This is a genomic window from Verrucosispora sp. ts21 (assembly GCF_002879555.1).
In the GTDB taxonomy this organism is placed as follows: Bacteria; Actinomycetota; Actinomycetes; order Mycobacteriales; family Micromonosporaceae; genus Micromonospora; species Micromonospora gifhornensis.
Genome location: NZ_PNOZ01000005.1, coordinates 137,628 through 152,958, shown reverse-complemented (window position 1 = coordinate 152,958; position 15,331 = coordinate 137,628). Strand labels below are relative to the sequence as shown.

16 protein-coding genes are annotated in these 15,331 nt (G+C 70.4%); 7 read left to right on the top strand and 9 right to left on the bottom strand.

Annotated elements, in window-relative coordinates:
• The coding region (locus C1A38_RS03640; protein ID WP_233196590.1) for a thiamine pyrophosphate-binding protein at positions 1-1,261 on the bottom strand (1,261 nt) is incomplete at its 3' end.
• On the bottom strand, positions 1,254-2,372 hold the full coding sequence (locus tag C1A38_RS03635) for a baeRF2 domain-containing protein (protein ID WP_102656391.1): 1,119 nt from the start codon (positions 2,370-2,372) through the stop codon (positions 1,254-1,256). The genes C1A38_RS03640 and C1A38_RS03635, both read right to left, overlap by 8 nt.
• 148 nt (positions 2,373-2,520) lie before the next feature.
• Between C1A38_RS03635 and C1A38_RS03630 the strand changes: the two genes are divergently transcribed.
• The gene (locus C1A38_RS03630) at positions 2,521-3,060 is read left to right on the top strand and encodes a hypothetical protein (RefSeq protein ID WP_102656390.1); all 540 of its coding nucleotides are present in this window, start codon (positions 2,521-2,523) and stop codon (positions 3,058-3,060) included.
• 65 nt (positions 3,061-3,125) lie between these two features.
• Here C1A38_RS03630 and C1A38_RS03625 read toward each other — a convergent pair whose 3' ends face one another.
• Positions 3,126-3,470 (bottom strand): DUF3817 domain-containing protein, encoded by a 345-nt coding sequence (locus tag C1A38_RS03625; RefSeq protein WP_102656389.1) that lies wholly within the window; start codon positions 3,468-3,470, stop codon positions 3,126-3,128.
• Positions 3,471-3,623: 153 nt separating this feature from the next.
• On the opposite strand from C1A38_RS03625, the gene C1A38_RS03620 reads away from it, so the two are divergent.
• Positions 3,624-5,102: a glutamate-cysteine ligase family protein gene (locus tag C1A38_RS03620; RefSeq protein ID WP_102656408.1), complete on the top strand. Its 1,479-nt coding sequence runs from the start codon at positions 3,624-3,626 to the stop codon at positions 5,100-5,102.
• 85 nt (positions 5,103-5,187) lie between these two features.
• A complete protein-coding gene (locus C1A38_RS03615) occupies positions 5,188-6,282 on the top strand; it encodes a carboxypeptidase-like regulatory domain-containing protein (RefSeq protein ID WP_102656388.1) in 1,095 nt (364 codons plus the stop codon).
• 8 nt (positions 6,283-6,290) lie between these two features.
• Here C1A38_RS03615 and bla read toward each other — a convergent pair whose 3' ends face one another.
• Together bla and C1A38_RS03605 are read right to left on the bottom strand one after the other, a co-directional pair.
• Positions 6,291-7,223 (bottom strand): class A beta-lactamase, encoded by a 933-nt coding sequence (gene bla, locus C1A38_RS03610; RefSeq protein WP_502696913.1) that lies wholly within the window; start codon positions 7,221-7,223, stop codon positions 6,291-6,293.
• A gap of 35 nt (positions 7,224-7,258) precedes the next feature.
• Positions 7,259-7,750, bottom strand: a complete 492-nt coding sequence (locus C1A38_RS03605; RefSeq protein WP_102656386.1) for an FBP domain-containing protein — start codon at positions 7,748-7,750, stop codon at positions 7,259-7,261.
• Between the two features lie 76 nt (positions 7,751-7,826).
• On the opposite strand from C1A38_RS03605, the gene C1A38_RS03600 reads away from it, so the two are divergent.
• Positions 7,827-8,414 (top strand): TetR/AcrR family transcriptional regulator, encoded by a 588-nt coding sequence (locus C1A38_RS03600; RefSeq protein WP_102656385.1) that lies wholly within the window; start codon positions 7,827-7,829, stop codon positions 8,412-8,414.
• 78 nt (positions 8,415-8,492) lie between these two features.
• On the opposite strand, the gene C1A38_RS03595 is transcribed toward C1A38_RS03600, so the two are convergent.
• From C1A38_RS03595 to C1A38_RS03585, 3 genes are read right to left on the bottom strand one after another with little or no spacing between them, the layout of a single operon-like run.
• Entirely contained in the window at positions 8,493-10,211 is a 1,719-nt protein-coding gene (locus C1A38_RS03595) for a CotH kinase family protein (protein WP_102656384.1), read from the bottom strand.
• The gene (locus C1A38_RS03590) at positions 10,211-10,885 is read right to left on the bottom strand and encodes a DUF4956 domain-containing protein (RefSeq protein ID WP_102656383.1); all 675 of its coding nucleotides are present in this window, start codon (positions 10,883-10,885) and stop codon (positions 10,211-10,213) included. The genes C1A38_RS03595 and C1A38_RS03590 overlap by 1 nt, the downstream gene beginning before the upstream one ends.
• 4 nt (positions 10,886-10,889) lie before the next feature.
• Positions 10,890-11,807 (bottom strand): polyphosphate polymerase domain-containing protein, encoded by a 918-nt coding sequence (locus C1A38_RS03585; RefSeq protein ID WP_102656382.1) that lies wholly within the window; start codon positions 11,805-11,807, stop codon positions 10,890-10,892.
• 223 nt (positions 11,808-12,030) lie between these two features.
• On the opposite strand from C1A38_RS03585, the gene C1A38_RS03580 reads away from it, so the two are divergent.
• Genes C1A38_RS03580 through C1A38_RS03570 form a run of 3 tightly spaced genes read left to right on the top strand, consistent with a single transcriptional unit; the run spans position 12,031 to position 13,660 of the window.
• Positions 12,031-12,459, top strand: a complete 429-nt coding sequence (locus C1A38_RS03580) for a hypothetical protein (RefSeq protein WP_102656381.1) — start codon at positions 12,031-12,033, stop codon at positions 12,457-12,459.
• Positions 12,453-12,686, top strand: coding sequence for a helix-turn-helix transcriptional regulator (locus tag C1A38_RS03575; protein WP_102656380.1), 234 nt, complete (start codon positions 12,453-12,455; stop codon positions 12,684-12,686). The genes C1A38_RS03580 and C1A38_RS03575 overlap by 7 nt, the downstream gene beginning before the upstream one ends.
• The gene (locus C1A38_RS03570; protein WP_102656379.1) at positions 12,683-13,660 is read left to right on the top strand and encodes an NAD(P)-dependent alcohol dehydrogenase; all 978 of its coding nucleotides are present in this window, start codon (positions 12,683-12,685) and stop codon (positions 13,658-13,660) included. Before C1A38_RS03575 ends, C1A38_RS03570 begins: the two co-directional genes overlap by 4 nt.
• 77 nt (positions 13,661-13,737) lie before the next feature.
• Here the strand turns inward: C1A38_RS03570 and argG are convergent, their stop codons facing one another.
• Positions 13,738-15,189, bottom strand: a complete 1,452-nt coding sequence (argG, locus tag C1A38_RS03565; RefSeq protein WP_102656407.1) for an argininosuccinate synthase — start codon at positions 15,187-15,189, stop codon at positions 13,738-13,740.
• Positions 15,190-15,331 lie beyond the last annotated feature (142 nt).

Here is a 15,331-nt window from a genome sequence, read left to right as displayed (position 1 = left end):
AGGGAGGGGGGTGGGGGGTGACGACCAGGTCGAGGAGGCAGGGGCGGTTGGCGGCGAGGGCTTCGTCGCAGGCTGCGCCGACCAGCTCCGGTCGGTCGACGCGTACGCCGTGCAGGCCCAGCAGTCGGGCCCAGCCCGAGTACGGCACGTCGTCGGCCACCTGCCGTCCGGGGTAGCCGGACCGGGTGTTGAGTACCAGCACCACCAGCCGCGGATCGGGCCAGTGCGGCCAGTCCCGGGCGATGGTGACCAGCTCGGACAGGCCGTGTGACCGCATGCCGTCGTCGGTGAGCAGTGCGAGCACCGGCCGCCGCGGGTCAGCCAGTTTGACGGCCACGGCGTACGGCAGCGCGGCGCCCGCCACCTCGTGGGCGTCACAGGCCAGTACGGCGATGCCGGGTGGCAGGCGACACGCATGGCGGCTGAGGCCGCAATCACCATCGATCGTCACGGCGGCCTCCGGCGGTACACGGGCGGAAAGCTCGACGACGACCGACCCAATGTCGACCCCCGCAACGACGGACGGTCGCCGCGGCTCCGTGACGTCAGACGCAGTGTCAACGTCCGGAACGGCCGACGGTCCGACCGAGTCGACGAAGAGCATCCCGGCACCGACCTGCGGAACCGCCGACGGTCGGCCCGGATCGATGACAGCGCTTTCGACACTGACCTGCGTGCGAGCCGGGGGCCGACCCGACTTGCCGGGGAGCAGCAGGCAGGCCGGGCCGGGCCCGGCCAGCGCCGCGCGAACCGCCGCGTCCACCAGGGCCGGAGCACGCCGCAGGTCATCGACGTGCCACACCTGCCGGCACAGCCCGGCGAACGTCTGGTAGACCCCACCGACCCCATCGCCCTCGTCCACCGCCCCGATGATCGCCAGTACGGGCAGCGTGGCCCGCCGGGCGGCGTCGAGGCCGGCCAGCAGGCCGAACGCGGCCGGGCCGGCGGGGCTCAGGCAGACGCCGATCCCGCCGGTGAGCCGGGCGTGCCCGATCGCCATGGACGCCGCGGTCTCACCGTGGCGTACGGACACGAACTCCGGTTCCCCGCCGGCCGAGTGCAACGCCTCGACCAGCGTGGCGACCGGCTCCCCCGCGACGCCGAAGACCCGTGGCACCCGCCAGGCCGCGAGCCGCTCGACAACCGTCTCCGCCAGGTACGGGTCGGGCACGTCCGTCTCCGCCAGGTACGGGACGGGCACCGCCGTCTCCGTTAGGTACGGATCGGGCACCGCCGTCTCCGCCAGACGCGGGTCAGGCACCGCCCCGTCCCGGCGTGGACGGGTCGACGTACCGCAGCACCGCGCCGACCCCGTCGGTCAACTGCGGGGCCTCGTCCGGGCCGAGCACGGTCAGCTCGGCGTCGGTGCCGACCAGGGCGCGCACCAGCGCCGCGTCGGCGCGTACCCGCTCGGGGTCGCCGACGCCGGGTAGCTGACCCGGCGCGGTGGCGATGTCGGTGGCGGCGGGGCCGATCCACAGCTCGCCGTCGGCGGACGGGTCGTCCACGATCAGCATGGTGTCGACCTGGTTGCGTTGCAGCGCGGCCACCACGGCATCGAGTCCGGCCCCGACGTCCTCCTGCATGCCGAAGCGGTCCAGCGCCGCGTTGATCCGCTGGTCGGCGACCTCGGCGATGGTCTGCACGGTGAGGTCGTCCAGCAGGGTCTGGTCCGCGCCACCGGCTCGCGAGCCGGCGTCGGTACGCACCACCATGTCCTGCCATCGCTCCGGCATCTGTGCCGCGATCATGCCGGTGGCGCGGACGTCGCCGGCCACCACGACCACCTCGGCACCGACCCGTTCGGCCAGTTCCACTGTCGCTGCGGTGACGTCACCGGCGTTGTGGTGCCACGCCTCCATCGCCGCCCGCTGGTAGCGCGACTGCGACCAGCCGCCGGGCTGGACCCGACACAACTGGTGACTCTCCCGGCCGACGACGTGGGCCCGACGCGGTACGCCACCGGCGCTTACCGACATCGCGTCGGCACCGGTGCGGTCGGCCACGACCCGTACCCAGGCCACCTGCTCGCCGCGCTGGGCCAGCAACGGCATCACGTGCGGCAGCGGGGCGTACGCGGCCAGGTCACGGCGCGGCGGGGCGGCCAGGTACTCGGAGAGCACCACCCGGCCCCGGGTGCCGAAGACGGCCAGCCCGTAGTCGCCGGGCATCGGGTCGTGACCCCGGATCACCCGGTCGATCGCGGCGACGGTCGGCTCGTCGGCACCCTGCTCGGCCAGTCGCCGTTGCAGGTCGCGCCAGCGCAGATCGAGCGCCGCGTGTGCATCCTCCGTGTCCAGGGATGCGTCCAGATAGACCGAGCACCACGGCCCGGGACGGTCGTAGAGCGGGCGCAGGAAGGACAGCTGCATGCTCGACCCCTTTCCAGCTCGGCCCTGCGCTTACCCGCCTCACCCGGCTTGTCACCTGCCTGTCATCGCGTGACCGGATTTCATTCACGCCGTTCAACCCGGAGGATCGATACGATCTGTGCACGGATGCGGACTCAGGGTGGTGGAAATGGACGTGACATCGTATTCCCGGCGCAGCCTCCACCCCACCGGCCGCATCCTCACAGCCCGGGTCGCCCGCCTGATGGACGGCTATCCCCGGGAGGTACGGGTGGGCCAGCCGGTGCTGGTGATGGTGCTGGCCGCGGCGGGGGTGGTCGGCCTGCTCGCCAAGCTGGTGCGCGCCGCGCTCTCCGCCGGTTCGGGCACCGGCCGACGCAAGTTCAAGGAGCTAAAAAAGGGCCCGGAGTACCTGGTCACCCCGATCCGGCTGCGCGACGACGACGGCCGGCTGTACGAGGTCGAGCTGCACGGGCACCTGCCGCAGAGCGCGCTGCATCCGGCCGACCTGGTCCAGTTGACGCTGCGCGACCAGGGCGACCCCGACCTGCCGCCGAAGATCGAGCGGATCGTCAACCTGACCACCGGTCAGCTGCTGCGTCCGCGTACCGCCACCATGTGGTCGCATCTCGGGCCGCCACTGCTGTTGCAGGCCGTGCTGGGCGCGCTGCTGCTGACCGGGTTGGCCGCCTGCACCGCTCTCACCTGAGCCCTCGCTGCCGCCGAAGGAGGCCGGGCAGCCGACCGGGGCAGGGTCAGCCGACCGGGGCAGGGTCAGCCGACCGGGGCAGGCTCGCGGACCGGCTCGGTGGTGTCCAGCATGCCGCGCCGGCGGGCCCAGCGCTCGAAGGCGATGGTGGCGAACGGCGGCACCGCGCAGGCCAGCGCCACGACGGCGGCCAGCAGGCTCCACCGGCGTACCCGGGCCACCGCGAGCACCAGCGCCCCGTAGATCACGAAGAGCGCGCCGTGGAGCGGGCCGAAGATCTGCACCCCCAGTTCGTTGCCGGGCGGGCCGTACTTGACCGCCATGCCGGCGAGCAGGCCGGCCCAGGAGATCGCCTCAGCGATCGCCGCCACCACGAACAACCGGGTCACCTTGTCACGCACGACGGCCATGGTAGTGCCGGCGGCGGGGGCGGCTCATGCTGCCGTGCGCAGAGGCGACGCCGGTCACCGCCTACCGGATGGTGGGTAACCGGACGTCAGGACTTTTCACAGAGTGCATGGACATGCGACGTTGGGGGTACCAGTGGTGACAAGGTGGTGACCATGGGCGAGGAAGTCGGCGTACAGACGTTCAGCCGCCAGGATCGGGCTCGCTACCGGGACAAGGTGCGCCGTTGCCTCGACGTCTTCGCCGAGATGCTGCGCGAGTCCCGCTTCGAGCTCGAACGACCGATGACCGGGTTGGAGATCGAGCTGAACCTGGTCGACGACGACTCGATGCCGGCGATGCGCAACGCCAACGTGCTGCGGGCCATCGCCGATCCGAGCTTCCAGACCGAGTTGGGCCAGTTCAACATCGAGATCAACGTGACGCCCCGCCGGCTGAACGGCACCGGCACGGTCGAGTTCGAGGAACACCTGCGGGCCACCCTCAACGCTGCCGACCAACGGGCCCGTACGGTCGGCGCGCACCTGGTGATGATCGGCATCCTGCCGACCGTGCTGCCCGAGCATCTGACCGCGGCCACCCTGTCGGCGAACCCCCGGTACGCACTGCTCAACGAGCAGATCTTCGCGGCCCGTGGTGAGGACCTGCGGATCGCCATCAACGGGGTGGAGCGGTTGGCGGTCACCGCCGACACCATCACGCCGGAGGCGGCCTGCACCAGCACCCAGTTCCACGTCCAGGTCGGGCCGAGCCAGTTCGCCGACTACTGGAACGCGGCCCAGGCCATCGCCGGGGTTCAGGTGGCACTCGGCGCCAACTCGCCGCTGTTCTTCGGTCGGGAGTTGTGGCGCGAGACCCGCATCCCGCTGTTCCAGCAGGCCACCGACACCCGCGCCGAGGAGATCAAGACCCAGGGCGTACGCCCTCGGGTGTGGTTCGGTGAACGGTGGATCACCTCGGTGTTCGACCTGTTCGAGGAGAACGTGCGCTACTTCCCGGCGCTGCTGCCGGTCTGCGATGCGGAGGACCCGTCGGAGACCCTCGCCAGCGGTGGCGTACCGACGCTTGCCGAGTTGCGGCTGCACAACGGCACCGTCTACCGGTGGAACCGGCCGGTCTACGACGTGTCCCGGGGTCGCCCGCACCTGCGGGTGGAGAATCGGGTGCTGCCTGCCGGGCCGACCGTGCTGGACACGGTCGCCAACGGGGCGTTCTACTTCGGACTGGTTCGGGCGCTGGCCGAGGCCGATCGGCCACTGTGGTCGCAGATGTCGTTCAGCGCCGCCGAGGAGAACTTCAACACCTGCGCCCGGCACGGCATCGACGCGCACATCTTCTGGCCGGGCCTGGGCTACCTGCCCGTCACCGAGCTGGTGCTGCGGCGGCTGTTGCCGCTGGCGCAGTACGGCCTGGACCGGTGGGGTCTGGATCCGGACGAACGGGACCGCCTGCTGGGCATCATCGAGCAACGGTGCCTGACCGGACGCAACGGCGCGACCTGGCAGATCGCCACGCTGCACCGGCTGGAGTCGGCCGACCAGCTCGACCGGCCGACGGCGTTGCGCGAGGTGGTCCGGCACTATGTGGAGCTGATGCACAGCAACCGTCCGGTGCACGAGTGGCCGATCCCCTGACCGACTCCTGACACTGTTCGTAACGGCGCGGATATAACGATTACGGTGAGTGCGTTTCCCTCCGCCGGGTCGAGAGGATCCGCCGATGTCGCTGCCACGTCCGGCCGTCGCGTTCACCGCCCTCGCACTCCTCATCGGGCTCGGCCATCCGCTGCCCGCTGCCGCCAGCCAACCCGCCACCGCCGCCCCCGCCAGCCAACCGGCCACCGCCGTCCCCGCCAGCCAACCTGCCAGCGCCGGGAAACCCGGCACGGTCAGCACCGGCGAGGTGCGTGCCGTCGTGCGGGACGCTGTCACCGGCGCCGCCGTGCGGGCCTGCCTCAACCTGGTTCCCGCCGACCGTGACCCGCTCACCGTCGTGGGCCTGGGCGAGGTACAGCAGGGCCGGTACGGCGGCTGCACCGACCTCGACGGTGGCCCAGTGGTGGCCACCGACGTGGCACCCGGCCGTTACCACCTGCTGGTCCGCCCCTACGACAGCGTCCGGTACGGCGCGCAGTGGGTCGGCCCGCACGGTGGCACGGGTCAGCGGGAGCGGGCGGCGATGGTCCACGTACGACCGGGCCGGGTCGTCACCGCACCCCGGGTACGCCTCGACCCGCCCGGCACGGTGACCGGCCGAGTGACCCGGGTCGCAGACGGCAACCCGGTGTCCGCTGCCGCCGTACTGCTGCTGCCGGAGATCCAGCACCCCAAGTACGGCAGTCAGGGCGTGCTCACCGACGACGACGGCCGCTACACGATGACCGGTCTCGGGCCGTACCGTTGGCCGTTGTACTTCAGCGGTTACGGGCTGGCCAGCCAGTGGTCCGGGGCGACCGCCGACCGGCTGCGGGCCGCCACGGTGCGGGTACCCGCCGGCGGCACCGTCACCGCCGATACGGCCCTCACCGCCGGCACAGTGGTCAGCGGCACGATCACCACCGCCGAGATGCCGTTCTACTCACAGGTCGTCGCCTTCCACGCGCGCACCGGCGACGTGGTGGGTGTGGCCGATGCCGCCGAGAGTTACCAGCTGCGGCTGCTGCCCGGGCAACGGGTGCTGCTGCGCTGCGACTGCGCGTACACGCCGAGCCGCTGGTATCCGAACGCCGCCGGCATCGACGATGCCCGGACCCTACGGGTGCGCAACTCGCCGGTCACCGCGCACTTCGACCTGACCGGCCCCGCCGCGCCCTGATCCGCGCCTCAGCGCAGGGCGTTCAAGCTGAGTTCGGCGGCACGGGCGAGGAGGGCGTCGTCCGTGCCGGCGTCCTCGGCGTCCCGGCTGGAGAGCACGGCCAGCACGATGGGCGCCCGGTCCGGCGGCCAGATCACCGCGATGTCGTTGCGGGTGCCGTAGCCACCGGAGCCGGTCTTGTCGCCGACCACCCAGCCGTCGGGCGTGCCGGCCCGGATCACCTTGTCCCCGGTGGTGTTGCGCTTGAGCCAGTCGACAAGCATGTCCCGGTCCTCGGTGGTGAGCGCGTCGTCGACCGCGTACGCCCGCAGCGAGGTGGCCAGCGCCCGGGGCGTGCTGGTGTCGCGGACGTCGCCCGGGGTGCCCTCGTTGAGCGCCGTCTCGATCCGCGCCGGCTCGGTGACGTCGTCGCCGATGTCGCGCAGTGCCTGCTTGAAGCCGGCCGGACCGCCGAGGCGGTCGAAGAGCAGGTTGCCGGCGGTGTTGTCGCTGTAGCGCACCGCCGCGTCGGCGATCGCGCGCAGCGTCATGCCGGTCGCCACGTGCTGCTCGGTGATCGGCGAGTAGGTGACCAGGTCGTCGCGGGAGTAGCGGACGACCTGGTCCAACTCCTCGGCGGTGGTCGCCTTCAGCACCGCGGCGGCGGCCAGGGCCTTGAACGTCGAGGCGTACGCGAAACGCTCGTCGGCCCGGTGCTCGATCGTGCGGCCGGTGCCGGTGTCCACCGCGTACACGCCGAGGCGGGCGTCGAACTCCTGCTCCAGTGGACCGAAGTCGACGGCGACCGGCGCGGCCGACGGGGTGCCCGGCGGGGTGGCCGACGGGGCGTCCGGTGAGGAGGGTGCGGCCGGGGTGTCGGTCGAGCAACCGGTGAGCAGCGCAGCCGTTACTACGGCGGCGAGCACACCGGCACGGGTACGGCGGGTGGTGCTGAGCAAAATCGCATCCTTCCAGCTAGCCGGTGATGACGAACCGGTCAGGCCATCACCTTCGCTATGAAGCCTGCCAAATTGGTGGTGGTGCGGGCAATTTTCTCGTCCAGGCTGATCGTCTCGTGCAGCCGCGCGCCGGCCCCGGCGTCCTTCTTGCCGCGCAGGTAGAGCGAGCAGGACAGGTCGCTGCACAGGTAGGTGCCCACCGAACTGCCGTCCCGGCCGGCGCGACCGGCCCTGGGGGCGACGAGCAGGCTGACCCCGGCCTCCGGGGAGGTCAGGCAGATCGAGCACATGTTGCGGCTGCCTCGCCCCGCCGCCGCGCTCGGACTGCGCAGGACCAGCGCCGTGGGGCGGCCGGCCTGCTCGGTGACCAGGTAGGCGCGGTCCTCCGCCTTCGGATCACGCCAGCCCAGGTAATCCAGGTCGGCCCAGGGCCGGGTGGCCAGGTCGCGCGGCACGAACAAGCGCTTGGCCTCCCCCTTGCTGCAGTTGACGAAAGCGGCACGGATCTCTGACTCGGTCAGTGCTTCCATAACGCCATGGTATTTTTCCTAAAGACTTTAGGCAAAGTCATTAAGAGTGTCATGACACACGGACCCTGGAGGGAACATGGCACGGCTGGGACTGACCCCGCAGCGCCTGGCGGCCGAAGGTGCGGAGCTGGCCGACGAGGTCGGCTTCGACCGGGTCACCGCCTCCGCGCTGGCGCAGCGCTGCGGCGTCAAGGTGGCCAGCCTGTACGCGCACATCCGCAGCACCCAGGACCTGAAGGTACGCATCGCGCTGTTCGCGCTGAACGAGCTGGCCGACCGGGCCGCCGAGGCCGTGGCCGGCCGGGCCGGCAAGGACGCCCTGGTCGCGCTCGGCAACGTCTACCGCGACTACGCCCGCGAACACCCCGGCCGGTACGCCGCCAGCCAACTGCGACTCGACTCGGCGACGGCGGCGGCCAGCGCCGGCCCCCGACACTCCCAGCTGGCCCGCGCGGTCCTGCGCGGCTACCACCTGGGCGAGCCCGAGCAGACCCACGCGGTACGCCTGCTCGGCAGCGTGTTCCACGGCTTCGCCAGCCTGGACCTCGGCGGCGCGTTCAGCCACAGCGTCCCCGACAGCGAGAAATCCTGGTCGTGGACCCTCGACGCCCTGGACGCGTTGCTCTCCTCCCAGTCACCCAGCAACCGCCGGCCACCACACTGACCAGCGCCCGATCCGCCACCAGCCCCGAGGAGCAGCAGCGAGGGCTGGGTCCGGTCCTGGCCGCCACGCCTCGGCCGGTCAGCTCCGGGTGATCACCTCGTTGCTGGCAAGGCTCTCGGTGCGCTGGCCGATCAGCGTGCGCAGGCTCTCCGCATCCCTGCCGGCCGCCGCCGCGTCGTATCCGTCGACAGTGGCCAGCACGCTTGTGATGGCGTCGACCGCGCCCAGCGCCGCACCGCTGGCGTACACCTCCTGGTAGAGGTCGCGGTAGGCGTCCTCGTACACCTGGGTGAACTTCTCACTGGCGAGGAACCGCTCCTTGAGCTTGTGTCCGCCGCCACCCGGTCCGGCGTCCCCACCCGGTCCAGCGTTCCCACCCGGTCCAGCGTTCCCACCCGGTCCAGCGGTTCCGCCGGGCGGTGTGAAACCTTCGGGTGGCGTGAAACCTTCGGGCAGCGTGAAACCGTCAGGCGGCGTGAAACCGTCAGGCGGCGTGAAACCGTCGGGCGGGCCGGTGGTGTCCTGTTGCGCGCCGCCCGCGCGGTCCGGACCGCCCTGGTTCGCGCCGCCCCGGAAGGCACCGCCCCCACCGAAGCGGCCCTGCTCGTGGGGCCCCTGGGCGGCGTCCCCGCTGAACGTCAGGTTGTAGTCCCAGCCGATGACGCTGAACTTCTTGGAGGTCAGGTCGTACCAGAGGTAGTAGTTGCGGCCGGGACCGGCCATGTCGTCGAAGTTGAGCAGCAGGTTCTGCCAGGCGACGTACCGGGCGAAGGACGTCACGTCGAGCCGGTCGGCGAGCTGGGTGTCGAACTCGGCGTCGCTGGCCGTGTCGACCCACCTGATCAGGTCGATGACGGGTTGCAGGTCCTGGCTGCCCTTCATGGTGATCTGCTTGAAGTCGTCGGCGTACGCGGTCTGGTCGTCGCCCTGGTCGGTGAACTCGCTGGTGGCCAGCGCCTTGTACAGCACCCCGGGAGCGTCGAAGTCCTCGGCGAAATGCTCGTCGGGATGCTCCACGACCAGCCGGGCGGTGGTCGGCCGGTCGTTGACGGTGAAGCTGGTGTACGCGTACTCCTGGGCCACCTCGCCGGCGGCGGCGAGCAGGTTGAGGGTGACCGCCTCGTTGAGCACGGTGGATCCGCCGCCCATGCCGGCCACCCGCACCGCGATCTCCCGATGGCCCTGGTACCGGCGGCCGTCGACGTACTCGTCGAAGCGGATCAGCCAAGGCAGCGTCTCCGGCTCCTCGGCCCGCAGTGACGTCCGCGAGAATCCACCCGGCCCGCCGGCACCACCTGGCCCAGCCTGACCATCGGGCCCAGCCTGACCATCGGGCCCAGCCTGGCCGGGGCCTCGACCATCCGGCCTGTTCGGAGCGTTCGGGCCTTGCGGGCCGCCGCCGCGCTGTGAGGTCTGCCCGTTGCGGGTCAGGCTGCGCAGGGTGGAGTTGCCCTTGAGTCGGATGCCGACGCTGGGGATGGCGGTGCCGTCGATGACCAGGTCGGCCTCCAGGTACTCCTTCTCCCCCTCGGCGTAGAAGGCGTCCAGCATCCGTTCGTAGTCGGCGTCGCGGAAGACCAACTCGATGCGGTGCGCCACGGTCTCGTCGAAGAGGTCGACGGTGCCGGCGATGTCCTGGGTGACCAGGTCACCGCCGCTGGCGCTGGTGCTTGTCACGTACGGGCGGATCGGCACCGAACTGAGCGTCACGGCGAGCACCAGCGCGAACGCGAGGCAGCCCGCGAGGAACTTCCAGTAGTGCCGGATCCGGACCGGGATGCGATGCCGCCAGCGCATCACAGGTCCGTCTGGTCGTAGCCGGTCAGCACGGTCACCCGCTGGCCGCCGGTCCGCTCGGCCAGCGCGTTGATCAGGTCGGCGGGCTCGGTGCCCTTCTTCAACCGCACCGTGTACATGATCTCGGTAAGCGCGCCGCCCCGGATGGTCTCCATGCTGACCAGTTCGAATTCGCTGGTGAAGCGGATCAGCACGTCCTGGATGTGGTCGGTGTGGCTGCCGGGTGGCACCTGCACCTTGACCACCTGGCGTTGGACGTTGGAGGCGAACCAGTTGAAGCGGTACATCAGCACGATGATCAGGCTGATCGTCACGGCGGCGACCACCGCCAGCAGGTAGAACCGGGTGCCGCAGGCCATGCCCACGCCCATCACCAGGAAGATGAACCCGACGTCACGGGTCTCCTTGATGGCGTTGCGGAACCGCACCACCGACAGCGCGCCCACCAGGGCGAAGGCGCGGGCGATGTTGGAGCCGACGACAAGCATGATCAGCGAGATGAGCATGCCGAGGATGACAAGTGTCTGCACGTACGACTGGCTGTACGACACGTTGCGGTGGGTGAACCGGTAGACCCAACCGATCATGGCGCTGAGCAGGAACGACAGCGAAAGGGCCAGGGCGATGTCGCCGACACTGAAGGTGCCGGACAGATCCTGGAACTCGAACGGCATGGGTTCAGACCTCACTTTTCAACGGGCTGCCGGCGGCAGCCGACTCGGCGTCGTCGGGGACGTGGAAGAGGGAGCGGGGGGCACGACCGAACGCCTCGACGCTCTGGCAGTACTTCGACATGCGGACGATTGACAGGTTCGTCCGGGCGGCCAGGTCGGTCAGCCAGTACGGCACCCGCTCGTTGGCCTTGATCTCCAGCACGGAGAACGTCGCCGGCACGATGAGCCGGTTCTCGGCGTCCGCGCCGAGGTGGAAGTCGCGGTCCCGACCGCGTACCCGGTGGTCGAGGGTGACCCGCAGGCCGAGGTCGGCGTCCCGGCCGATGAACGCCTCGCGCTGGTAGCCGGTCATCGCCACCGGCCGCAGGTCCAGGCCGCAGAGCAGTTCCAGCACCTCGTCGAGGAAGGCGCGCTGCTCCGGGGTGTGCTCGACCAACTGTCGCCGGTCGCACAGGTCACGGGCCAGGTGGTACGGCAACGCCACCCGCCGTTTCTGGGTGACCCGGTTGACCCGCTGCTTGATCTCGACGTGCACGATGCTGTCGTCGGTGACCGTGGACGCCTCGCCGTAGTGCCGCACCCGCAGCTTGCGGCGGAACTTCAGCCCTTCGATCTTCTCCCAGTAGAAGCGCAACTCAGCGGTGTCGTAGTAGACGCTCCACACGCCGTACCCGGTGTCGCCGCCGTGACTGTCGCGGTCCATCCGGGCGGCGAAGTGCTCGCGCAACGCCGGGACGTCGCCGGTCGGCACCAGATACTTGATCTCGTACCGGTTGAAGGCGTGCAACCTGCTCGGCGCCCGCAGCGCATGCCCGCCCCGGTCGTCACCGGTCTCCGGCCCGACCTGCGGGGTCGACTGTGGCCGGGAGGACGACTGCGGGTCTGGGGCCTGGGACGCAGCCCGGCGGAGCCACGAACGCATACGACATGGCCGATCTCTGTGACGACGGGGACCAGCACATCCAAGCGGGCGAGGCTATGAATCAGCTTTGCGTTCCGGATGAACCAGCGGTGAACTGGCACCACCGAGCCCTCCGCGACGTCTCGCCCGCCCACAAGATCGGCTATGTAAAGTTTTCTAGACATGATGTCAAGAAGGCCTTACTCTGAGGATGTCAAAGATTCTTTACCTCGGGGAGGTCGTCGTGACGCACGAGGAGAAACGCGCGTGGATCATGCTGGTGGTCAGCGTGATCGCGTACGCCGGTTATGTGGCGGTCGTGCTGGGCCGGCACGACGGCGGGCCGCTTACCGCGGTGCCCTACGTCGGCGCGCTGCTCTGGACGGTGGGCGGCGCCATGGTCGCGAGCATGCTGGCCGAGATCGGGATGGGGATGGCCAGTCCGCGGGCCTCGCGGGTCAAGGATGACCGCGACCGGGAGATCGGGCGCCTCGGCGACCACGTCGGCCACGCGTTCGTGGTCATCGGCGCGGTGTCGGCGTTGCTCATGGCGATGGCCGAGTGGGACTGGTTCTGGATCGCCAACGTCATCTACCTCTGCTTCGTCCTGTCGGCCGTGATCGGCTCCCTGGCGAAGGTGATCGTCTACCGCAGGGGCGTTCCGCAGTGGTGAAACCGACACGCGTCACCAACAACATCCGGGCGTTGCGCTTCGCCCACGACGAGATGACCCAGGCCGATCTCGCCGAGCGGGTCGGAGTGACCCGGCAGACAGTGATCGCCATCGAGCAGGGCCGCTACTCCCCCTCCCTGGAGATGGCGTTCCGGATCGCCCGGGTGTTCGGCGTACGGCTCGACGACGTCTTCCAGTACCCCGACTCCGAGGAGGTGGCACCGTGAGGGCCATCGTTCAGGACAGCTACGGCCCGGCCGACGTACTGCGGCTGGGCGCGGTCGACCGGCCCCGCGTGGGTGACGACGAGGTGCTCGTGCAGGTGCGCGCGGCGGCGGTGGATCCCGGAGTCTGGATCTTCATGGTCGGTCAGCCGTACCTGGTGCGCCTGGCCAGCGGGTTGCGCCGGCCCCGGGTGCCGGTACGCGGCCGGGACCTGGCCGGGGTGGTGGCCGAGGTCGGCGCCCGGGTGACCCGGTTCCGGCCGGGCGACGAGGTGTTCGGCACCTGCCTGCGCGGGTCGTACGCCGAGTTCGCCAGCACCTCTGCGCGGCGGTTGGCCCACAAGCCGGCGAACGTGTCCTTCGCCCAGGCTGCCGCGGCTCCCGTCTCCGGGTTGACGGCGCTGCGCGCCGTACGCGACAGCGGCGCGGTGCGGCCGGGGCAGCGGGTCATGGTGATCGGGGCCTCCGGCGGCGTCGGATCACAGGCGGTGCAGATCGCCAAGGCGTACGGCGCCACCGTGACCGGTGTCTGCGCCCCCGCCAGGGCCGACCTCGTCCGTTCCCTCGGCGCCGACGACGTGCTCGACTACACCCGCGAGGAGGTCGACCGGGACGGTCCGGTGTACGACGTGGTCATCGACACCGGCGGTGACCGTCCGCTGTCGTTGATGCGTCGTGCGCTCACCCCGCGCGGCACCCTGGCGCTGGTCGGTGGCACGTACACCCGGGGTGGGCTGCTCGGCGGGTACGGCCGGCAGATGTTCGGGGCACCGCTGCTGTCCCTGTTCGTCGGCCATCGACTGCGCAACGTCAGTGCCGTGGAGCGCAGCGAGGACCTCGACGAACTGCGTGACCTGATCGCCTCGGGCGCACTCACCCCGCCGGTCGACAGTTGCTATCCGCTGGCCGAGGCGGCCGACGCTCTCCGCCATCTGCGCACCGGGCACCCGGCGGGCAAGATCGTGGTCACCATCTGACGGTCTCGCTCACCGGCGACTTCACCGGTCAGCCGCGACAGGGCTGACCGGTGACGAGTCGGTCCCGGCGGTGAGGGTCAGTCGACGCCGAACTCCATGGCGGCCCGGTCGAGGGCCTCGTCCTCGGCCGGGGCCACGCCCCGGGAGGCGATCGCCTCGGCGCCACCCTGCGGCATCGCGCCGATCAGCCCGGTCGAGGCCGCCTGCGCGGCGCCGACCATCCGCTGCGGCGATCCGCCGCCGACCATGCCGAGGTTCGCGTACTGCTCCAGCTTGGCCCGCGAGTCGGCGATGTCCAGATTACGCATGGTGAGCTGACCGATGCGGTCGGAGGGGCCGAAGGCCGAGTCCTCGGTACGCTCCATCGACAGCTTGTCCGGGTGGTAGCTGAAGGCCGGGCCGGTGGTGTCCAGGATCGAGTAGTCCTCGCCCCGACGCAGCCGCAGCGTCACCTCCCCGGTGACCGCCGTGCCCACCCAGCGCTGCAACGACTCGCGCAGCATCAGCGCCTGGGGGTCCAGCCAGCGGCCCTCGTACATCAACCGGCCCAGGCGACGACCCTCGTTGTGGTAGTTGGCCAGGGTGTCCTCGTTGTGGATGGCGTTGACCAGCCGCTCGTACGCGGCGTGCAGCAGCGCCATGCCGGGGGCCTCGTAGATGCCGCGGCTCTTGGCCTCGATGATCCGGTTCTCGATCTGGTCGGACATGCCCAGGCCGTGCCGGCCGCCGATGGCGTTGGCCTCCAGCACCAGGTCGACCGCGCTGGCGAACTCCTTGCCGTTGATCGTCACCGGGCGACCCTGGTCGAAGCCGATGGTGACGTCCTCGGTGGGGATCTCCACCGACAGGTCCCAGAACCGGACCCCCATGATCGGGTTGACCGTCTCGATGCCGGTGTCCAGGTGCTCCAGGGTCTTCGCCTCGTGCGTGGCACCCCAGATGTTGGCATCGGTGGAGTACGCCTTCTCGGTGCTGTCCCGGTAGGGCAGGCCGCGTTCCAGCAGCCACTCCGACATCTCCTTACGCCCGCCGAGTTCGGTGACGAAGTCGGCGTCCAGCCACGGCTTGTAGATGCGCAGCTGCGGGTTGGCCAGCAGGCCGTAGCGGTAGAACCGCTCGATGTCGTTGCCCTTGAAGGTGGAGCCGTCACCCCAGATCTGGACGTCGTCCTCGACCATGGCCCGCACCAGCAGCGTCCCGGTGACCGCCCGGCCCAGCGGGGTGGTGTTGAAGTAGGCCCGCCCGCCCGAGCGGATGTGGAAGGCGCCGCAGGTCAGCGCCGCCAGCCCTTCCTCGACCAAGGCGGCTCGGCAGTCGACCAGCCGGGCCAGCTCGGCGCCGTAGTTGAGCGCGCGGCCGGGCACCGAGGCGATGTCGGGCTCGTCGTACTGGCCGATGTCGGCGGTGTAGGCGCACGGAATCGCGCCCTTGTCGCGCATCCACGCGACCGCGACCGAGGTGTCGAGGCCGCCGGAGAAGGCGATGCCGACACGTTCACCGATGGGCAGGGAGGTCAGAACCTTGGACACAAGGAAGAGTATGCACCACGGCGCATACCCATGCAAGCCAGGGGTGGGTGGTGCCACCACCTCGACCGACCCCACCATCAGCCGTTCCGGCATTACATAGAGCAATCAGGGAGAAAGGCACGCTCGAATAATCCAGCATCAT

What these genes read in the sequence shown, in the direction of transcription:
- C1A38_RS03635 (WP_102656391.1), bottom strand. Translation starts at nt 2,372, where the DNA reads ATGCAGCTGTCCTTCCTGCGCCCGCTCTACGACCGTCCCGGGCCGTGG.
- C1A38_RS03630 (WP_102656390.1), top strand. Translation starts at nt 2,521, where the DNA reads ATGGACGTGACATCGTATTCCCGGCGCAGCCTCCACCCCACCGGCCGC.
- C1A38_RS03625 (WP_102656389.1), bottom strand. Translation starts at nt 3,470, where the DNA reads ATGGCCGTCGTGCGTGACAAGGTGACCCGGTTGTTCGTGGTGGCGGCG.
- C1A38_RS03620 (WP_102656408.1), top strand. Translation starts at nt 3,624, where the DNA reads ATGGGCGAGGAAGTCGGCGTACAGACGTTCAGCCGCCAGGATCGGGCT.
- C1A38_RS03615 (WP_102656388.1), top strand. Translation starts at nt 5,188, where the DNA reads ATGTCGCTGCCACGTCCGGCCGTCGCGTTCACCGCCCTCGCACTCCTC.
- C1A38_RS03605 (WP_102656386.1), bottom strand. Translation starts at nt 7,750, where the DNA reads ATGGAAGCACTGACCGAGTCAGAGATCCGTGCCGCTTTCGTCAACTGC.
- C1A38_RS03600 (WP_102656385.1), top strand. Translation starts at nt 7,827, where the DNA reads ATGGCACGGCTGGGACTGACCCCGCAGCGCCTGGCGGCCGAAGGTGCG.
- C1A38_RS03595 (WP_102656384.1), bottom strand. Translation starts at nt 10,211, where the DNA reads ATGCGCTGGCGGCATCGCATCCCGGTCCGGATCCGGCACTACTGGAAG.
- C1A38_RS03590 (WP_102656383.1), bottom strand. Translation starts at nt 10,885, where the DNA reads ATGCCGTTCGAGTTCCAGGATCTGTCCGGCACCTTCAGTGTCGGCGAC.
- C1A38_RS03585 (WP_102656382.1), bottom strand. Translation starts at nt 11,807, where the DNA reads ATGCGTTCGTGGCTCCGCCGGGCTGCGTCCCAGGCCCCAGACCCGCAG.